Origin of the sequence: Pelagibius litoralis, assembly GCF_011683915.1 — a bacterium.
GTDB lineage: Bacteria > Pseudomonadota > Alphaproteobacteria > Kiloniellales > Kiloniellaceae > Pelagibius > Pelagibius litoralis.
In genome coordinates this window covers 1-16,211 of the sequence record NZ_JAAQPH010000004.1, presented here as the reverse complement: position 1 = coordinate 16,211, position 16,211 = coordinate 1, and the positions used below count along the sequence as shown (strand labels likewise).

Annotated in this window: 22 protein-coding genes, 1 tRNA gene and 1 pseudogene; 10 read left to right on the top strand and 14 right to left on the bottom strand. The window is 64.3% G+C overall.

Annotated features, from left to right (window positions below):
* Positions 1-10: 10 nt before the first annotated feature.
* Positions 11-1,078, bottom strand: coding sequence for an asparaginase (locus tag HBA54_RS06060; RefSeq protein WP_167222462.1), 1,068 nt, complete (start codon positions 1,076-1,078; stop codon positions 11-13).
* 132 nt (positions 1,079-1,210) lie between these two features.
* Here HBA54_RS06060 and HBA54_RS06055 point away from each other — a divergent pair, with 132 nt between their 5' ends.
* Positions 1,211-1,708 (top strand): RNA methyltransferase, encoded by a 498-nt coding sequence (locus tag HBA54_RS06055; RefSeq protein ID WP_437126174.1) that lies wholly within the window; start codon positions 1,211-1,213, stop codon positions 1,706-1,708.
* A gap of 225 nt (positions 1,709-1,933) precedes the next feature.
* Here HBA54_RS06055 and HBA54_RS06050 read toward each other — a convergent pair whose 3' ends face one another.
* From HBA54_RS06050 to HBA54_RS06035, 4 genes are all read right to left on the bottom strand, one after another.
* Complete coding sequence (locus HBA54_RS06050; protein ID WP_167222458.1) at positions 1,934-2,896, bottom strand: alpha/beta fold hydrolase; 963 nt, start codon at positions 2,894-2,896, stop codon at positions 1,934-1,936.
* Positions 2,883-3,188 carry an ArsR/SmtB family transcription factor gene (locus HBA54_RS06045; protein ID WP_205944453.1) on the bottom strand — a complete coding sequence of 102 codons (306 nt, stop codon included), beginning with the start codon at positions 3,186-3,188 and terminating at the stop codon, positions 2,883-2,885. The genes HBA54_RS06050 and HBA54_RS06045 overlap by 14 nt, the downstream gene beginning before the upstream one ends.
* 109 nt (positions 3,189-3,297) lie before the next feature.
* Positions 3,298-3,972, bottom strand: a complete 675-nt coding sequence (locus HBA54_RS06040; RefSeq protein WP_167222454.1) for a ChrR family anti-sigma-E factor — start codon at positions 3,970-3,972, stop codon at positions 3,298-3,300.
* Positions 3,972-4,544: a sigma-70 family RNA polymerase sigma factor gene (locus HBA54_RS06035; protein ID WP_167223047.1), complete on the bottom strand. Its 573-nt coding sequence runs from the start codon at positions 4,542-4,544 to the stop codon at positions 3,972-3,974. The genes HBA54_RS06040 and HBA54_RS06035 overlap by 1 nt, the downstream gene beginning before the upstream one ends.
* Before the next feature lie 399 nt (positions 4,545-4,943).
* On the opposite strand from HBA54_RS06035, the gene HBA54_RS06030 reads away from it, so the two are divergent.
* From HBA54_RS06030 to HBA54_RS06010, 5 genes are all read left to right on the top strand, one after another.
* On the top strand, positions 4,944-5,462 hold the full coding sequence (locus HBA54_RS06030) for an invasion associated locus B family protein (RefSeq protein WP_167222452.1): 519 nt from the start codon (positions 4,944-4,946) through the stop codon (positions 5,460-5,462).
* A gap of 77 nt (positions 5,463-5,539) precedes the next feature.
* The gene (gene rlmN, locus HBA54_RS06025; protein ID WP_167222450.1) at positions 5,540-6,676 is read left to right on the top strand and encodes a dual-specificity RNA methyltransferase RlmN; all 1,137 of its coding nucleotides are present in this window, start codon (positions 5,540-5,542) and stop codon (positions 6,674-6,676) included.
* A gap of 99 nt (positions 6,677-6,775) precedes the next feature.
* A complete protein-coding gene (locus HBA54_RS06020; protein WP_167222448.1) occupies positions 6,776-6,964 on the top strand; it encodes a hypothetical protein in 189 nt (62 codons plus the stop codon).
* 16 nt (positions 6,965-6,980) lie between these two features.
* Positions 6,981-7,199, top strand: coding sequence for a hypothetical protein (locus HBA54_RS06015; protein WP_167222446.1), 219 nt, complete (start codon positions 6,981-6,983; stop codon positions 7,197-7,199).
* Between the two features lie 83 nt (positions 7,200-7,282).
* Positions 7,283-8,494: an argininosuccinate synthase gene (locus HBA54_RS06010; RefSeq protein ID WP_167222444.1), complete on the top strand. Its 1,212-nt coding sequence runs from the start codon at positions 7,283-7,285 to the stop codon at positions 8,492-8,494.
* 53 nt (positions 8,495-8,547) lie between these two features.
* Here HBA54_RS06010 and HBA54_RS06005 read toward each other — a convergent pair whose 3' ends face one another.
* The 3 genes from HBA54_RS06005 to HBA54_RS05995 form a co-directional block, all read right to left on the bottom strand.
* Complete coding sequence (locus HBA54_RS06005) at positions 8,548-8,754, bottom strand: hypothetical protein (protein WP_167222442.1); 207 nt, start codon at positions 8,752-8,754, stop codon at positions 8,548-8,550.
* A 105-nt stretch (positions 8,755-8,859) separates the two neighbouring features.
* Positions 8,860-9,162, bottom strand: coding sequence for an AzlD family protein (locus tag HBA54_RS06000; RefSeq protein WP_167222440.1), 303 nt, complete (start codon positions 9,160-9,162; stop codon positions 8,860-8,862).
* On the bottom strand, positions 9,152-9,892 hold the full coding sequence (locus HBA54_RS05995) for an AzlC family ABC transporter permease (protein WP_167222438.1): 741 nt from the start codon (positions 9,890-9,892) through the stop codon (positions 9,152-9,154). The genes HBA54_RS06000 and HBA54_RS05995 overlap by 11 nt, the downstream gene beginning before the upstream one ends.
* Before the next feature lie 240 nt (positions 9,893-10,132).
* On the opposite strand from HBA54_RS05995, the gene HBA54_RS05990 reads away from it, so the two are divergent.
* Positions 10,133-10,711, top strand: coding sequence for a PAS domain-containing protein (locus HBA54_RS05990; protein WP_167222436.1), 579 nt, complete (start codon positions 10,133-10,135; stop codon positions 10,709-10,711).
* A 193-nt stretch (positions 10,712-10,904) separates the two neighbouring features.
* On the opposite strand, the gene HBA54_RS05985 is transcribed toward HBA54_RS05990, so the two are convergent.
* The 3 genes from HBA54_RS05985 to HBA54_RS05975 all read right to left on the bottom strand — a co-directional run bounded on the left by HBA54_RS05985 (position 10,905) and on the right by HBA54_RS05975 (position 13,363).
* On the bottom strand, positions 10,905-11,777 hold the full coding sequence (locus HBA54_RS05985; RefSeq protein ID WP_167222434.1) for a helix-turn-helix transcriptional regulator: 873 nt from the start codon (positions 11,775-11,777) through the stop codon (positions 10,905-10,907).
* Between the two features lie 80 nt (positions 11,778-11,857).
* Complete coding sequence (locus tag HBA54_RS05980) at positions 11,858-12,523, bottom strand: alternative oxidase (protein WP_167222432.1); 666 nt, start codon at positions 12,521-12,523, stop codon at positions 11,858-11,860.
* A gap of 138 nt (positions 12,524-12,661) precedes the next feature.
* The gene (locus HBA54_RS05975; RefSeq protein WP_167222430.1) at positions 12,662-13,363 is read right to left on the bottom strand and encodes an NnrU family protein; all 702 of its coding nucleotides are present in this window, start codon (positions 13,361-13,363) and stop codon (positions 12,662-12,664) included.
* A gap of 101 nt (positions 13,364-13,464) precedes the next feature.
* On the opposite strand from HBA54_RS05975, the gene HBA54_RS05970 reads away from it, so the two are divergent.
* Complete coding sequence (locus HBA54_RS05970) at positions 13,465-13,803, top strand: DUF3253 domain-containing protein (RefSeq protein ID WP_167222428.1); 339 nt, start codon at positions 13,465-13,467, stop codon at positions 13,801-13,803.
* On the opposite strand, the gene folD is transcribed toward HBA54_RS05970, so the two are convergent.
* From folD to HBA54_RS05955, 3 genes are all read right to left on the bottom strand, one after another.
* The gene (folD, locus tag HBA54_RS05965; protein WP_167222426.1) at positions 13,800-14,720 is read right to left on the bottom strand and encodes a bifunctional methylenetetrahydrofolate dehydrogenase/methenyltetrahydrofolate cyclohydrolase FolD; all 921 of its coding nucleotides are present in this window, start codon (positions 14,718-14,720) and stop codon (positions 13,800-13,802) included. The genes HBA54_RS05970 and folD overlap by 4 nt on opposite strands.
* 158 nt (positions 14,721-14,878) lie before the next feature.
* Positions 14,879-15,142, bottom strand: coding sequence for a DUF167 domain-containing protein (locus HBA54_RS05960; protein ID WP_322095984.1), 264 nt, complete (start codon positions 15,140-15,142; stop codon positions 14,879-14,881).
* A 62-nt stretch (positions 15,143-15,204) separates the two neighbouring features.
* Positions 15,205-15,510, bottom strand: coding sequence for a YggT family protein (locus HBA54_RS05955; RefSeq protein ID WP_205944452.1), 306 nt, complete (start codon positions 15,508-15,510; stop codon positions 15,205-15,207).
* Positions 15,511-15,789: 279 nt separating this feature from the next.
* Between HBA54_RS05955 and HBA54_RS05950 the strand changes: the two genes are divergently transcribed.
* Both HBA54_RS05950 and HBA54_RS05945 read left to right on the top strand, forming a co-directional pair.
* Positions 15,790-15,865, top strand: a tRNA-Ala gene (locus HBA54_RS05950).
* 189 nt (positions 15,866-16,054) lie between these two features.
* Positions 16,055-16,211 (top strand): annotated as a pseudogene (locus tag HBA54_RS05945) (IS5/IS1182 family transposase); the annotation flags it as partial.

The following is a 16,211-nucleotide window of genomic DNA, read 5'->3' as shown; positions in this document are numbered from 1 at the left end:
GTCTCGTGTTTCAGAAGGGGATCCGTTCGGCCGGGCGCAACTCGCCCACAGCCAGGCCGGCGCGGTTGTGGATCAACGGGGTCAAGACACCGCCCAGCGCCGCCGCGTCGTCCTCGCTCAGGATGTCGAGATGGCACAGCAGGCGGCCCATCAAAACCTCCGCCGCCCGGCCGGCGCCGTCGTCGACCTTGATCGCCGCGCCCAGGCCCAGCTCGGGAAAGCTGGCGCAGTAGACGCCTTCGGCGCCTGTCTTGATCAGCGCCTTCGCACCGGTCTTCTCCATCACCAGGGTATCGAAGCGGCCGCTGCCCGCCACCATGAAGGGCTCTTGCGCCACCGCCGCCCGGATGCGCGCGCAGGCCGCCTGGCGTGTCTCCGGCTGATCGTCGGGCGCGCCGAGCCGGGCCATGGCCAGGGCGATGTTGCCCAGGGGCATGCCGATGACGGGAATGCCGCAGCCGTCGACCCCGCGCGGCGCCGCCCCCAGGTCCAGCCCGGTCATCCCCTCCAGCACGCCAAGGATACGCTGCTGCACCGGATGCTCGTACTTCACATAGCCCTTGGCCGGCACGCCGAGATGGCGGGCCAGGGTGAGGAAGCCCGAATGCTTGCCCGAGCAATTGTTGTGGGCCGCGGTCGGCAACTTACCAGCGGCCAGCAGGGCGATCATCGAAGGCTCATGGCTTGGCAGCTGCGGGCCGCATTCCAGATCGGCGACGGAGCAGCCGATCCGCGCCAGCCAGGCCTCGGCGGTTTCGGCATGGCGCGCTTCGCCAGAGTGGCTGGCGCAGGCCATGGAGAGCTCGGCCGTGGAGACGTCGTAAGCCTCCGCCGCGCCGCTTTCCACCATCGCAATCGCCTGCAGCGACTTGATCGCGGAACGGGCATAGACCGGGCGCTCGATATCGCCGGCGGAAAGCACGACGCTGCCGCCGGCATCGACCAGGGCGATGGCGGCACGGTGCCCGCTCTCGACCATGGCGCCGCGGGTCACCTCGACCAGAAGCGGATTGGCCGGCGGCGCTGCGCCCGGTTCGGAGGCAGCATCTCTATCGGACGGCAGGGATTCTAGTGTCATGAAAGGTCGCCAAAATCAGGAAAGGCTGCACCCGGCAACCGCCAAGCAGCTTGCCTCCGCCGGCCCGGCCATGCAAGTTTTCGCGCCATGCGTGGATACTTCGCGATTGGGGCTGAGGGAATCAGCAAACCGATGAACCTGGGCAGCCTGCTGCGCACGGCTCATGCCTTCGGCGCGAGCTTTTTTTTCGCCATAGAGCCGGCCTTCAAGATCAAAGAGGTGAAGCACTCCGACACCTCAGACGCGGCAAAGCACCTGCCGCTCTACACCTTCTCTTCAGTCGACGCGCTGATGCTGCCGCGCGGCTGCGCCCTGGTGGGGATCGAACTGACCGACGACGCGGTGGAACTGCCCTCTTTCTTCCACCCGCAGGCGGCGGCTTATGTTCTGGGGCCGGAGCGCGGCAGCCTGTCGCCGGAGATGCAGGCGCGCTGCGATCATCTGGTGAAGATCCCGACGAAGTTCTGCATCAATGTCGGCCTTGCCGGCGCCCTGGTGATGTACGACCGCCAGATTTGCCAGGGCCGCTTCGCCCGCCGTGGCACCAACCCGCGCGCCAAGCCCGAGGCCCTGCCCGAACACGTCTCCGGCGCACAGAAGATCCGCCGCAAGCCAGAAGCATCAGAATAGTCAGCGGCTGACGCCTTCCCCTCAAGATCACGTCTTGTCGGGCCGAACCACCCTACCCGTCACCCCGGACTTGACCCAGGGTCCATGTCGCGGACGGTCTCGATTTCAGCGGCGAAAAATCCTGCGGGCGGAACCATGGATCCCGGACTTGATCCGGGATGACAAAAACGAGAGCCACAGCAGCACCAATATGTCCCGACTTGGCACTCTGATGCGGCCAGACCGTCAGCGATCCTGAAGGAAGGCCAGGAGTTGCTCGGTCGCGCGTTCGGGCATCTCTTCCGGGATGAAATGCCCGCAGGGCAGGGGGGCGAAGGCGGCGGTTGTCGTCCAGTCCTGCCAGATCGCCTGCACATCGAAGTGGCGCCCCACCACCCCTTCCTCTCCCCAGAAGACCAGGGTCGGACAGGCGATCCTGCGGCCGGCCGCGCGATCCTGTTTGTCGTGCTCCACGTCCCGCGCGATGCCGGCGCGAAAACACTCGCAGATCGCCGCTATGGCATCCTCTTTGGTCGCGGCATCCAGATAGGCTTTCAAGGCGCGCGGGTCATAGGGAACCTTGGAGCCCGGCAGGCCGGTGAGGATCTGGCGCATGAAGTGATCCGGGTCCCCGGCAATCAGTCTTTCGGGTGCGGGATAGGGCTGGGTCAGGAAGAAAAAATAGAAATAGTCCTGGGCGATGGCAGAGTCCGCCCGCTCGTAGAAATCGAGCGCGGGGACAATGTCCATGACAGCAAGGCGGTTGACTTTGCCGGGATGATCCAGCGCCAGGCGCCGGACAACGCGGGCGCCGCGGTCATGGCCGACCAGGGCGAAGCGGTCGAAGCCGAGATGCGCCATGACCGCGACCTGCTCGGCGGCCATGACCCGCTTGCTGTATGCGCCGTGATCGGCTGAGCGTCCGGGCTTGTGGCTCTCGCCGCGCCCCCGCAGGTCGGTCAGCACGACCGTGAAATGATCCATAAGGTGCGGTGCCACCCGGTGCCAGCAGAGATGCGTCTGCGGGTCGCCGTGCAGCATCAGCAGCGGCGGCCCCGAACCACCGACCAGCGTCTGGATCGCGCCGTCGCCGGCCTGCACCGTCAGACGCTCAAATCCAGGAAGCAGCGCGGCGTCCACCGCCGCCGGATCAAGGCCTGAGTCGCTGGAGCCAGAATCGTTAGAGCCAGAATCGTTAGAGATTGTCATGCAGCCAGTTCCGGTAGTCTGACAAACCCGCCTCGTTTCGGGAAAAAAACGACCAACGGCCAATGCGGTTGACCTCGACAAGGTCGGCGCGCCGCAGAAGCTCAAGGTGACGGCTGACCGTCGGCTGGCTCATGCCGAGCTTGTCGGCAATCAGAGTCACGCAGACACCGATCTCGGCCGGATCGCCGGTTTCCTGGTGGCTGAAGTGGCGCAGGGGTTCTTTCAGCCAGTCCAGCACTTTCATGCGCGCTTCGCTGGCCAGCGCCTTGGTCTGCTCGATGCGGTCGCTCATGGGGAAGAGATACATTGAATAATAGCTATATGTCAATGAATGAAGAACCGAAGAGTCCCCGCGCGGATGCGGTGGACCGCTTCAGGCGATCAGGGACGCAAGAGCGGCGTCAGTAAGAGATAAAGGGGTTCAGCAAGCGGCCGATGGGACCGGTGAGCTTAAGCGGCGCGTCGCTCACCACCAGGCAGATGCAGGCTTCGCCTTCGTCGGCCACCGGCTGATGGTCGACAGAGGGATCGGCGATCTGCACGTCGCCGCGGGCGAAATGCCCCTCGGCATCGCTGTAGCCGCCTTCCAGAACCAGGGTCACCTCTTCACCCGCGTGGGTGTGACGGGGCATGGCAACACCGGCCTTGATCCGCATGAGACGGGTTCTGACCCCGGCGCCGGCCAGCTTGATCTCCGCCTCTTCCACGCCGCGGATCACCGGTCGCCAGGCGAGGGCCGCCAGGTCCTGATCGAGGTAGTCGCGCAGGGGCCTGGGGATCGAGGAGTTTTCGAAGTCGCGCCTGGCCGGCGTGTGTGTGCTGCCCCAGGGCTCCGACGCGCCGCCGGCCTCATCGGCATCAAGCCTGGCGAAGATATCCGACAGGGTCGCTTCCGGCAGGGCGGCCGGATCGATATCCTCGATCAGCGACCCGCCGAGCGCCTCGTAGGCCTCGACATCGGCCCGGCAGGAAGGGCACAGCGTCGCATGGCTGGCAACCACCAGGGACAGGGCCTCCGGCAGGCTTCCGGCCGCATAGGCCATCAGGACTTCTTCAGAAAGATGATGCTCCGGCATCACTGCTCCTCCACTAGAGCCTTGCGGAGATGACCGAGAGCCAGGCGCAGGCGAGACTTCACGGTGCCCAGGGGCAACGTCGTCTCTTCGGCGATCATGCCGTGCGCCTTGTCTTCGAAATAGGCCATCCTTACCAAATCCGCCTGCTCCTTCGATAAACTCTTAATCGCGACCGAGAGCCGCGCCGACTGCTGTCCTGCCTCGACCATCGTATCGGCCGCGTCCGCCGCCGCCGGCACCAGGGCCGGGTCCTCCGGGTCGAACTCCGGCCGTTTTTCCCGGCGCAGGGCATCGATGCGCTTGTTTCGAGCGATCGTGAAAATCCAGGTACTGGCGCCGGACTTCGATACATCGAAGCTTTCGGCCCGCCGCCAGACCATGATCATCGACTCCTGCACCAGCTCTTCAGCTTGTGCTTCATTGGCCCCCTGGCGCATCAGATAGGCTTTCACCCGGGGGCCGAAGTACTGGAACAGCTCGGCAAAAGCGGCACGATCGCGGTCATGGCCGACAGATTTCAGCAAGGCCGCCAGATAGGCAGGGTCAGCTTTGCCGTTCGATCTCACGGGCACCGCCGACACCCTAGCCGGCCCGCCCTGGGTGAAACCGAGAAATAAGGCCGCTTCTCTGCGTACTGCCACGTTCGCCGCCTGTTCCGTTACTGGACTTCATACGGCAGCCGGCGGCGGTTGGATCAATCGCACAGCCAGAAGAATCGTTAATTATCATGGTTCAGCTCTATGGACCCGCCCAACCCCGGGGGAACCCCACCCTTTGTTCGCCTGTTGACCCGCGTGATGCCCTGTAGTCCCGTCTCAAGCTCAAACTGCGCCGTAAACTATTGTCTTTGAAAGGCTCGCGCTTTTGTTATAAGGCAAGTCAGACGGCAACCAAATGTGGGGGTGGCAGCCTTGCTTGCCATCCCTATAATAGCCGCCATGTCCAAGAATAACATCCCATCCGCGGGGCCCATGCGACTTAACCAACTCATTCCGATCGTGTTTTTCGCCCTTGGTGCGACCTTCTCTGCGACCGGCGCCCAGGCGCAGGGGGTCGAGCGACTCGGCGATTTCGCCGATTGGAGCGCCTTCAAATTCACCGAAGGCGAAAGCGTTACCTGCTTCATGGCCAGCGAGCCCACGAAAGCCGAGGGTAACTACTCCGTCCGCGGCGAGATCCATGCCATGGTGACCCATCGTCCTGCCGAAGACCGCATCGACGAGGTCAGCATCCAGGCCGGCTACACCTATCAGGAGAACGCGCCGGTCGAGATCCAGGTCGGCACCATGAAGGTGAAGCTGTTCACCCAGGGCGCAACTGCCTGGGCAGTGAACAAGGAAACCGACAAGAAACTGGTCCAGGCGATGATAAAGGGCAGCACCATGGTGGTGCGGGGCACCTCGGCGCGCGGGACCAATACGGTCGATACCTATTCTCTGGCGGGTTTCACCAAGGCTTATCAGTCGGTCAAGAAGGCCTGCGGCACCTAGATCGGACCGCCTGTCGGCCGGATCGGCCCGGGCCCGGCCTCTTGTCGCTGGGCCGCCAAGGGCGTATCTAAGCGGCTATGAGCCAGAACCATGCAGAAGCTTTCGCCCCGCCGGGTGAGGCCCAGGGCGAGAAACGCAACCTCGCCGGGCTTTCGCGCGCCGAGATGGCGGCCGCCATGGCCGATCTGGGCGAAAAGCCGTTTCGCGCCAAGCAGCTCTGGCACTGGATCTATCATCGCGGCGAGACCGATTTCGCCGCCATGACCACCCTGTCGAAGGACTTCCGCGCCCGCCTCGCCCAGACCCATGCGGTGCGCCGCCCGGCGGTGACCGAGGCCCTGGTCTCAAAGGACGGCACCCGCAAATGGCTGCTGCGCATGGCCGACGGCCAGGAGGTCGAGACCGTCTACATCCCCGAGGAAGACCGCGGCACGCTCTGCGTTTCCAGCCAGGTCGGCTGTACCCTGACCTGCAAGTTCTGCCACACCGGCACCCAGCGCCTGGTGCGCAACCTCTCGGCGGCGGAGATCGTCGGCCAGATCATGGTGGCCCGCGACGGCCTGGGCGAGTGGCCTTCGCCGGCGGAGGGACGCAAGATCACCAACATCGTGCTGATGGGCATGGGTGAACCGCTCTACAACTACGACAACGTCGCGACCGCGATGAAGATCGCCATGGACAACGAGGGCCTGTCGGTCTCCAAGCGCAAGATCACGCTCTCGACCTCGGGCGTGGTGCCGGAGATGGAACGCTGCGGGCGCGAGCTCGACGTGAACCTTGCCGTCTCGCTGCACGCGACCGACGACGAGACCCGCGGCAAAATCATGCCGATCAACAACAAGTATCCGCTGAAGATGCTGCTGGACGCCTGCCGCAACTATCCCGGCACCCACAACGCCCGGCGCATCACCTTCGAATACGTCATGCTGAAGGGCGTGAACGACGGCGAGGCGGACGCAAAGCGCCTGATCAGGCTGTTGAAGGACATCCCGGCCAAGGTGAACCTGATCCCCTTCAACCCCTGGCCCGGCTCCTTCTTCGAGTGCTCAGAGCCGGCGGTCATCAAGCGCTTCGCCGACATCCTCTCGGCGGCCCATATCTCCTGTCCGGTGCGCGCGACGCGCGGCGACGACATCCTGGCCGCCTGCGGCCAGCTGAAGTCCGAGTCCGAGCGCAAAAAGAAAAGCGAGCGCGAGGCCGTCGCAGAAGCCTGACTCCCTCAGAGGTTCCGTCTTGGCCTGCCGGCTGAACCGCACTAGGGTTTCGATAGTCGCCATTGAAACCAGCTTAAGAACATCGGGAGTCTGTCCGACATGGTGACCATCCTGCTTGGCGGCTTGATCTTTGCCGTTTTTTGCATCTACCCGTTCTGGCGGGTCTTCGCGCGCGCCGGCCTGCCGCCGGCGCTCTCGCTGCTGGTGTTTCTCCCGCTGGGCGGGTTCATCGCCCCGATGATCCTGGCCTTCTCGCGTTGGCCCAACGCGCTGCCGCCGGCGCGCTGAGACCGGAGAGACAACCATGACGCTTTTCCTGCTGGTTTTCTGGCCGCTCGTCCTCATCGCAGCTGTCTTCTATGTCTGGCTTCACGCAAGAATCCTCCGCAAGGCAGGCTATTCCCGCCTCTGGTCGCTGGTCATGATCCTGCCGCCGGCAAACATTGTGATGATCTGGGTTTTCGCCTTCGCCGACTGGCCGGCGCTGAACCGGCAAAAAGAGATCTCCGATATTTTCGACTGACCCGTCACCTCTCCGCTAGCCTTGCCCCTCGGCGCCCGTTGCCTATACTCGCGCGGATTTTCCGTTAGAGGCGTTCAACCAACATGTCCGAGATCAAGAAAGTCGTGCTGGCCTATTCCGGCGGCCTCGACACCTCCGTCATCCTGAAATGGCTGCAGACCACCTATGACTGCGAGGTGGTGACCTTCACCGCCGACCTGGGCCAGGGTGAGGAGCTGGAGCCGGCCCGCAAGAAGGCCGAGATGCTGGGCATCAAGCCGGAGAACATCTTCATCGAGGACCTGCGCGAAGACTTCGTGCGCGACTATGTCTTTCCGATGTTCCGCGCCAACGCGGTTTACGAAGGCGTCTACCTGCTGGGCACCTCCATCGCCCGGCCGCTGATCGCCAAGCGCCAGATCGAGATCGCGCGTGAGACCGGGGCCGACGCGGTCTGCCACGGCGCCACCGGCAAAGGCAACGACCAGGTGCGCTTCGAGCTCGGCTACTACGCCCTGAACCCGGACATCCATGTCATCTCGCCCTGGCGCGAGTGGGACCTGACCAGCCGCACCCGGCTGATCGACTTCGCCGAGCAGCACCAGATCCCTATCGCCAAGGACAAGCGCGGCGAAGCGCCGTTTTCCGTGGACGCCAACCTGCTGCACATCTCCGCCGAAGGCAAAGTGCTGGAAGACCCCTGGGACGCGCCGGAGGAATACGTCTTCTCCCGCTCGGTCTCACCCGAAGACGCCCCGGACAAGGCGACCGTCATCACCGTCGATTTCGAAAAAGGCGATCCGGTCGCTGTCGACGGCGAGGCCCTGAGCCCCGCCGCCCTGCTGACCCGCCTCAACCAGCTGGCCGGCGACAACGGTATCGGGCGCCTCGATCTGGTGGAAAACCGCTTCGTCGGCATGAAGAGCCGCGGCGTCTATGAAACGCCCGGCGGCACGATCCTGCTGACCGCCCACCGGGCGATGGAATCGATCACCCTGGACCGCGGCGCCGCCCACCTGAAGGACGAGTTGATGCCGCGCTATGCGGAGCTGCTCTACAACGGCTTCTGGTTCTCGCCGGAGCGCGAGATGCTGCAGGCCCTGATCGACAAGAGCCAGGACAAGGTCAACGGCCAAGTGCGCATGAAGCTCTACAAGGGTAACGTCATCGTCGAGGGCCGCCAGTCGAAGGACTCGCTCTATTCGATGGAGCACGTTACCTTCGAGGAGGATTCGGTCTACGACCAGCGCGACGCCGCCGGCTTCATCAAGCTGAACGCCCTCAGGCTACGCCTGTTGAAGCGCCAACATAATTAGGATTTTTCCGGTTCGGACGGCAGCGGCCCGTTTCGACGTCAGTCGAAAGCGCGCTAACTCTCGGCGGACTCGTCCGGCGCGGCCTGTCCGAAGGACGCTTCACCCAGAGGGTCGGCCTCGACCCGCTCGGCCATCACCTCGAAGGCCTGGGCGTTGTTGTCCATGTGCTCCTTCAGGGGCGCATTCTGCTCCCCCACCGAGCGGAAGAAGCCCGCCGCGTCGCGCAAAAGGCGCGCAGCGATTTCAGCATTGGTTGCCATGGTTGCCCCCAGATCAAGATCAATAGCGATGGAATGAGAAGGGTTTAGAGACCGGAATCTAACATGGCGGCAGGCTGTTGTCGCCTCGTTCCTCCTGATCGGATTCTAGCCAAGAAGCAGCCGCAGGCCGACCACCGCCAGGCAGCCGCCGGCCACCGCCGGGATCAGCGACAGGCGCGAGGCCAGCAAGACCGTCAGCAAGGCTGCGCCGCTTTCCGCTACGCCGGTGGCAAAGGCCATGGGGGCGATGATCGCGGTCAGGACGGCGCCGGGTACCGCCTCCAGCGCCCCGGCGAGGCGTCCGCTGACCGTGGTACGGCGCACCAGCCAATAACCGAAGAACCGGGTCGCGTAGGTGGCGACGGCCATAGCGGCGATGGCGGTGAAGACCAGGGGATCAAGCTGCATCGGCTTGCTCCTGTGGCTTTGGCAACGGCGTTGCCAGCGCCCCGACCAGGGCGCCGGCCAGGCCGCCCAAAGCAATGTACCAGACGCCGGGCAGAAACAGATGGCCGGCCACCGCCGCCAGGGCGGCAGCCCCCCAGGGCAGGAAGCTGCGACGGCCCTTCCAAAGGCCGGTCAACAGCGTCAGAAAAACCGCGGTGAAGGCGAAGTCGAGGCCGTAGCGCGCCGGATCCTGCAGGAAGCCGCCGAAGATCGCGCCCAGGGTGGTGCAGGCGATCCAGCCGGCGTAGAGCGGCAGCGCGAGACCGAAATAGTAGCCCGGCGTCAGCGGGGTCTTTGCGGACCGTTGGAGGGCAAAGGCCCAGTTCTCGTCGGCCATGAAGAACAGCCCGCCATAGACCTGGCCGCGCGACCAGCCCTTGAGAAAGGGCGCCAGCGCCGCCCCCATCAGCACATGGCGCAGATTGACCATGAGGGCGGTGGCCCCCAGCAGGACGACCGCCGGCGGCGAGGTCCAGATCTCCACCGCCACGAACTGGGAGGCGCCGGCGAAGACTATCGCGCTCATCAGGGCGGTCTCCAGCGGTGACAGGCCCTTTTGCGCCGCCAGGGTGCCGAACAGCAAGCCGTAGACCACCACCGCCACCAGCAGCGGCAGAATCCTGAGAGTACCCGCTGAAAAGTCGCCGCCCAGCGGGCCGCCGGGTCGCACCGCCATCGTTTCCTTGCTCATGAACCGCTTTCATCCGAAAAGGCCGGTGCCGTCATGGTCCCAGCCATACCGCGTCCAAGCTGTCGAAAACCCGAGACTCCGTATTGCATAAAATTGCTTTCGGAAAAGATCTTCGCCAAACGTCGCGAGCACCCTTGAAACGGGGCCGAAGGCTGTAAATGCACGCGTTAGTACAAGGAAACCGCCTTACTTTTTCTAGCTTTACTTGATCTTTACCGGAAGAGACTAGTTAATTCGATTATGGAGAATGCTTCTGTTCAATCCACCGCCGATCAGATCGCCAAGTATCTGACAGAGGGCGACCGCCTTGATGCGGCAGCCTGTCTGGACATCGAAATCAACGGTCTGAAGCTGGTCCTGGACCCGGCCGAGGCGGACCTTCCCACCGACAGGCAAAAACTGGTTCTGCGTTACTGGCAGGCCTTGCCGAAGGTTCGCGATATCCCGAACCAGGTAAAGGTGGAGCCGGAGGCCCTGCTGCCGGCGCTCGGCTACCTGATGCTGGTCGACGTGATCGAACAGCCCTCCGGCTTCCGCTACAGCCTCTACGGCAGCAAGATCGCCAGCATCGCCGGCTTTGACATGACCGGCAAGACCGTCCGGGACATCGCAACCGTCAATGCCATCCAGCTGTTCTTTGCCGCCTGCTACCGGGCCGTCATCATCCTGCGGCGCCCCCTCTTCACGGTGCATGAAGCACCGCCGTCAATTACCGTCAGCCACTGGAACCGCCTGATCCTGCCGCTGGGCAGAAAAGGAGAGATCGAGCGCTTCCTGGTCTGCAACGTGCCCCTGCACAACGGTGTCGTAGCGGTTTAGGTCCGTTTTCGGCTTGGACGGCTGGAACCGCCTCGACGCAGGTCGAAAAAAGATCCAGATCGGATCATGTTTTGACGGAACCACTTTGTGGTTGCGCCAAAACATGTGAATCCGATCGACATCAAACAGTTAGAGCAGATTCACTCGGTCGATGAATCGCCTTCGGCGAGATTCCATCCGACCGGGATCTGCTCTAGGCGGCGGGCCAGCGGGTACCGCGGCGGTACTGGCCGGGGGTCAGTCCGACCCAGCCCTTGAAGGCGCGGCTGAAATGGCTCTGATCGTAGAACCCGCAGTCGACGGCGATCTCGCTGAGGGGCAGCCCCCCCGCCAGCAGGCCCTTGGCCGCGGCAACGCGACGTCCGGTCAGATAGGCGTGCGGCGTGATCCCGATTTCACGGCGAAAGGCGCGCAGCAGGTGGAACCGGCTGAACCCAGCCTCCGCCGCCAGGTCGGATAGGGTCAGGTCTTGCATATACAAATCATCAATCAGATGACGCGCCCGCCCGACCGCCTTGCTTTCACGGCCCAGGCGGCGGCCGTCGGGGTCGGCATAGCTGTGCCGCTCCACCGCCGCGGTCATGGCCGTGGTGAAAGCCTCGTCGACAGCCAGCTTTGGCGCGCCGTACTCCAGTAGGGTGTGGAGATGGATGAAACCGGCGGCCAGCTCAGGGTCCCGTACGACCGCCTCGCGGAAGGCCGGGAAGCCGGCGGCCCGGCCGGTCTGTTCGTCGGCGATCTCCTGCACCACAGCGACCGACGGGTAGAACATGCGGTAAGCATAGGCATCACCCACCGGCTCACCGTCATGCAGCTCGTCCGGGTTGACCGCCACGACACTGCCCGCCGGGGCAATATGACGGGCCCCGCGGTAGCGAAAGGCTTCCGCCCCGCCAAGGATCACTCCGATGGCGAAGGTATCGTGGGTGTGGGGGGCATAGCTGTGCCGGTAAAAGCGCGCTTTCAGGCACTCCAGGTCATCATAGCGCCGCTCCCGCCAGAAGCAGACCTGGTCCCGGGGCCGCGCGCCCGAGCGGGCGTAGGCCGTCTGTTGATCGATCCCCATGGCCCCAGTTTAGCGCAAACCGCCGCCCGGCCATTGTATGAAATTGCTCTTTTGAGGACCTGCAGGCTGCGCCCCGGCGGTCAGGCGGCATCGCGAAACGGCGCCGCCCCCGGGCGCGCCGGGGCCAGACCGGCCAATTGGTCGGCAAATTCATGGTTTACATCGCGGTGGCCGGCCTCATCGGCCCGCACTGCCTCCACGACCGAGCGCAGGTCGGCGTCTTCGGCGAGGCCCCAGTAGTCGATGGCGATCTGCGGCGCCGGGCCATTGGGCAGCCGGCCGGCATCGATCTCGCCGAGGTAGCGGCTGTAGGACACCACCGCCTCCTCCTCCAGATAGCCGACCACCCGGTGAGCCGTCTTTGGCGAGAGCAGGTAGAGGATGAAGTAGGCGTTATAAAACAGTCCCTGGGCGACCAGGATCATCAGCCGTTCCAGCCGCGAAGGCCGGGCGACATGCACGAAGGTCATCAGGTGCATGCGCTCGTTCTCCGCCTCGTCCAGCAGCGTTCGTATCCAGCCCATGTCGTCCTCTATCCGGCGCAGGGCTTTCAGGTGCTGCAGGGCACCGCCGACCATGCCGGGCACGGCAGCAACGGTTTCCAGCATCACCGCGCGATGGCCATAGCGTTTGCGAAAGAACAGATCCATAAGGCCGCGCAACAGCTTGACGGTGCCCAACGCAAAGCGGTCCGAGAGGTCTCGGGGGCCGTGGTGATGCTGAAGATGCAGTGTTTTATCCATCATGCCATTCCCATCAAAGCGAAGGCCGGACGGCCTTCTTGGCCTATGACTATCACTTGGGAACAGTCCGGATAGCGGCCAAGGGCGGCATTCCGCCGCATCCACCGCCAACATCACAGCAGCAGCGTCACAGCGGCAGCATCACAGCGGCAGCGGCGAGACCCCGAAGAGGCTGACGTGAAACATCAGCAGCACCAGATAGAGGACAAGGCCCAGCAGGGGTCGCCACCAGCCGATACCGCGCCAGTCCAGCTTGCAGCGGCCGCTGAGAATGGCCGCAAAAGGCAGGCGGCTGGTGGTCAGCTTCATCGGCCCCCAGGCAGCGCCCAGGGCCGCTTCCTTGCGCCGGTCGATATGGGCCATGCCGGCAAAGCTGAGGACCGCCACACCGCCCATCAGGACGACCGAGGCGACATCGCCGTTCACCGTCAGGTGGGCCAGCGCCCAGAGGCCGGTGCCCCAAAGAAAGGGATGGCGGGTGATCGACGTGATCCCGGCAGCGGGCGAGCCCGTTGCGTCCACCAGCAGGCGCTCGCCGCCGGCCATGGTAGGGTTGGGACTCGTCAGGCTGGCGACGATCAGGATGGCGGCGATGGGCATCACCAGCAGCGGCACCCAGTAAACCGCCGCAGGGGCCACCCAAAGCACCTCAACCGGTGCGGCGCCGTAGGCAAAGATCATCCAAAGGAAGGAGGCCAGCATGACCGCGGCATAGAGCGCGCGAAACAGGCCGTCGCCGAGTCGGGCAACCAGACGGGCCCGCAGCGCGGCGCTGGACAGCAGGAAATGTCCCCCCACAAACAGGAACGTGGCGGCAACCAGAGCGTTCAGGGTTCCGATCATCAGGTGAATATGGGGAAGGCGGACTCAAGCGTCCAGTTTTCTCGGAGGCCGCCTGCACAAAAGCGCGGGACCTGGCCCGACGCCCATGCTAAGCAGCGCCGATGAACAGCACAGCAAACCGCCAGGACGACGCGGAAAAGCCATCGGAATCGGCATCCCTGGACCCCGTCGCCCGCCATATTCTGGATCTCCTGGCCGCCGCCGGTCCGGGACAGAGTCTGTCCCCCGACCAGGTCGCCCAGGCTTTCGCCGAGCCGCGGCGCAAAAAAAGCGATCCGCCGGATGTCTGGCGCAAATACATGAACGCGGTACGCCAGCAGGCGCTCTATCTGGCGCGGGCCGGGCAGATCGTCATCCTGCGCCGCGGCCAGGCGCAAGACCCCAATGCGCCCATCAAGGGCCTGATCCGCCTCGCCCTGCCGGAGAAAAAGCCGGCTTAGCCGGCACTGAGATCGGGCACCGCCAAGCCGTTCTGCCGGCAGGCGGCGGTCACGGTGTTGGCCAGCAGCACCGCAATGGTCATCGGGCCGACGCCGCCGGGCACCGGGGTGATCGCCCCGGCAACGGCCGCCGCCTCGTCGAAGGCGACGTCGCCCACCAGGCGGGTCTTGCCGTCCCCGGCATCGATGCGGTTGATGCCGACGTCGATCACGGTCGCGCCGGGCTTTACCCAGTCGCCGCGGACCATCTCCGGCCGCCCGACAGCAGCCACCAGGATGTCGGCGCCGCGGCAGACCGCCGGCAGGTCGCGGGTGCGGCTATGGGCAATGGTGACGGTACAGCTTTCCGCCAGCAGCAGCTGGGCCATGGGCTTGCCGACGATGTTGGAACGGCCGACCACCACGGCGTTGAGACCGCTGAGATCGCCCAGGCGATCCTTCAGCAGCATCAGACAGCCGAGCGGCGTGCAGGGTACCGATGGCGCCGAGGCCCCCGAAGCGCCGGTCATCAGGCGGCCGGCGTTGATCACGTGAAAGCCATCGACGTCCTTGTCCGGATCGATGGCGGCGATCACCGTCTGGGTATCGATCTGCCCGGGCAGCGGCAGTTGCACCAGAATGCCGTGGACCGCGGGATCGGCATTCAGTTCGGCGACCTTGGCCAACAGTTCCGCCTGACTGGCGGTATCGGGCAGGCGGTGTTCGAAGGAGTTCATCCCCGCCTCCAGCGTCTGCTTGCCTTTCGAACGGACGTAGACCTGGCTGGCCGGATCTTCGCCCACCAGCACCACGGCCAGGCCGGGGGTCAGGCCCTGCTCGGCCTTCAGACGCCCGACCGCCGCGCCGACCCGGCCGCGGAGGGTCTGGGCAAAAACCTTACCGTCGATGCGCGTTGCGGAAACTGCTGTATCGCTCAAAGCTGAAACTCCCTGTCCCGAAGGCGTGTGATGGCCGAGGTGGCCGGCGGATAGTTGATCCGCGCTTGGCTTTCTAGACCCGTCCAATTCCGCCGTCCAGAGCCACAGAACCGACGACGACAGAGCCAGGGACAGAGCCAGACCAACCGCGGCCCGGCTCACTCCCCTGGGTCACTCCCCCGGGAGCGCGCCGCCGCCCAGGATGCCAGATCGCGGCCCAGCGCCGCGGCATCGCCGGCAATCAGCAGGGTTTTGCGCCGGTTGGTCTGGCCCGCGACCAGACTGAGAGAGGACTTCGGCAACCGCCAGGTCCTGGCGAGCAGCTTTATCATCGCTGCGTTGGCCTTGCCGTTCTCCGGCGGCGCGCTCACCCGCACCTTCAAAACCGTGGCGCCGTCGTCGAGTTCGCCAAGGCCTTCCACCCGGTCGCGGCTGGCGCAGGTCGACCAGAAGGCCGTCAGAAGAGGTGCGAAAGGGCCCGGGCTCAGAGGCCAGTGTGGAGGGCCACCAGGATATTCCCCAGCACCATCTGAGCGAAATAGATCACCAGGATCAGGATGATCGGCGAGATGTCGATGCCGCCGAGGTTCGGCATAAAACGGCGAATCGGGCGGATGGCCGGTTCGGTAATCCGCCAAAGAAACTCTCCGATCATGCTGACGATCTGGTTGCTGGTGTTCAGCACACCGAAATGAACCAGCCAAGTCAGGATCGCGGAGATAATCACCGCCCAGACGTAGATATCGAGCGCAACAATGACGATGCGAATCAGGGGATCCAGAATGATCATCGGCCCTTGCTTGCAACCTCTTACAACATGACGGAAAGGATTAGGAAACCAGTCGGCGCTACCCTATCGCCGGCTTTGCCCGCAGACAAGGAGTTGTGGGGCAAGGTGTTGCGGGGACAAGGCATTGCAATACCTGCCGGGAACGGGCTCAGGCTTTGCTTGACAGAAATGGGCCTTATCCACATTATCCGCCCGCCTGCGGGAGATTTCGGGCTTTGCCCGGGCTTTCAGGCGGTTCCCATGCCACCCCGCTTTGCCGGATGGTGGCGCCCAGGGTGAGGGGCTGTAGCTCAGATGGGAGAGCGTCGCGTTCGCAATGCGAAGGTCAGGGGTTCGATTCCCCTCAGCTCCACCAACCTTTTCCTCCCCGATTCGATTCCCGCATCTAGATCGGATCATGTTTTGACGGAACCACTTCGTGGTTGCGCCAAAACATGTGAATCCGACCGCCATCAAACAGTTAGCAGGCTGCTGAAAAAGGGCTCGCCGAAGTCTTTTGGTCGTGATTCTCTATGGCGTTTGGTTTGCGATCATGGAGGGCGCGATGCGGGGCGAGGATCGGGAGAGCGGAGCACTATTTTCGTATGTGAGCTGCGAAGCGCGGGTACCGGGCGATCATCCCTTGCGGGCGATCCGGGCGATCGTGGACGAGGCGTTGGAAGTCCTCTCGCCGGAGTTCGAGCGTCTCTATTCGAAGATCG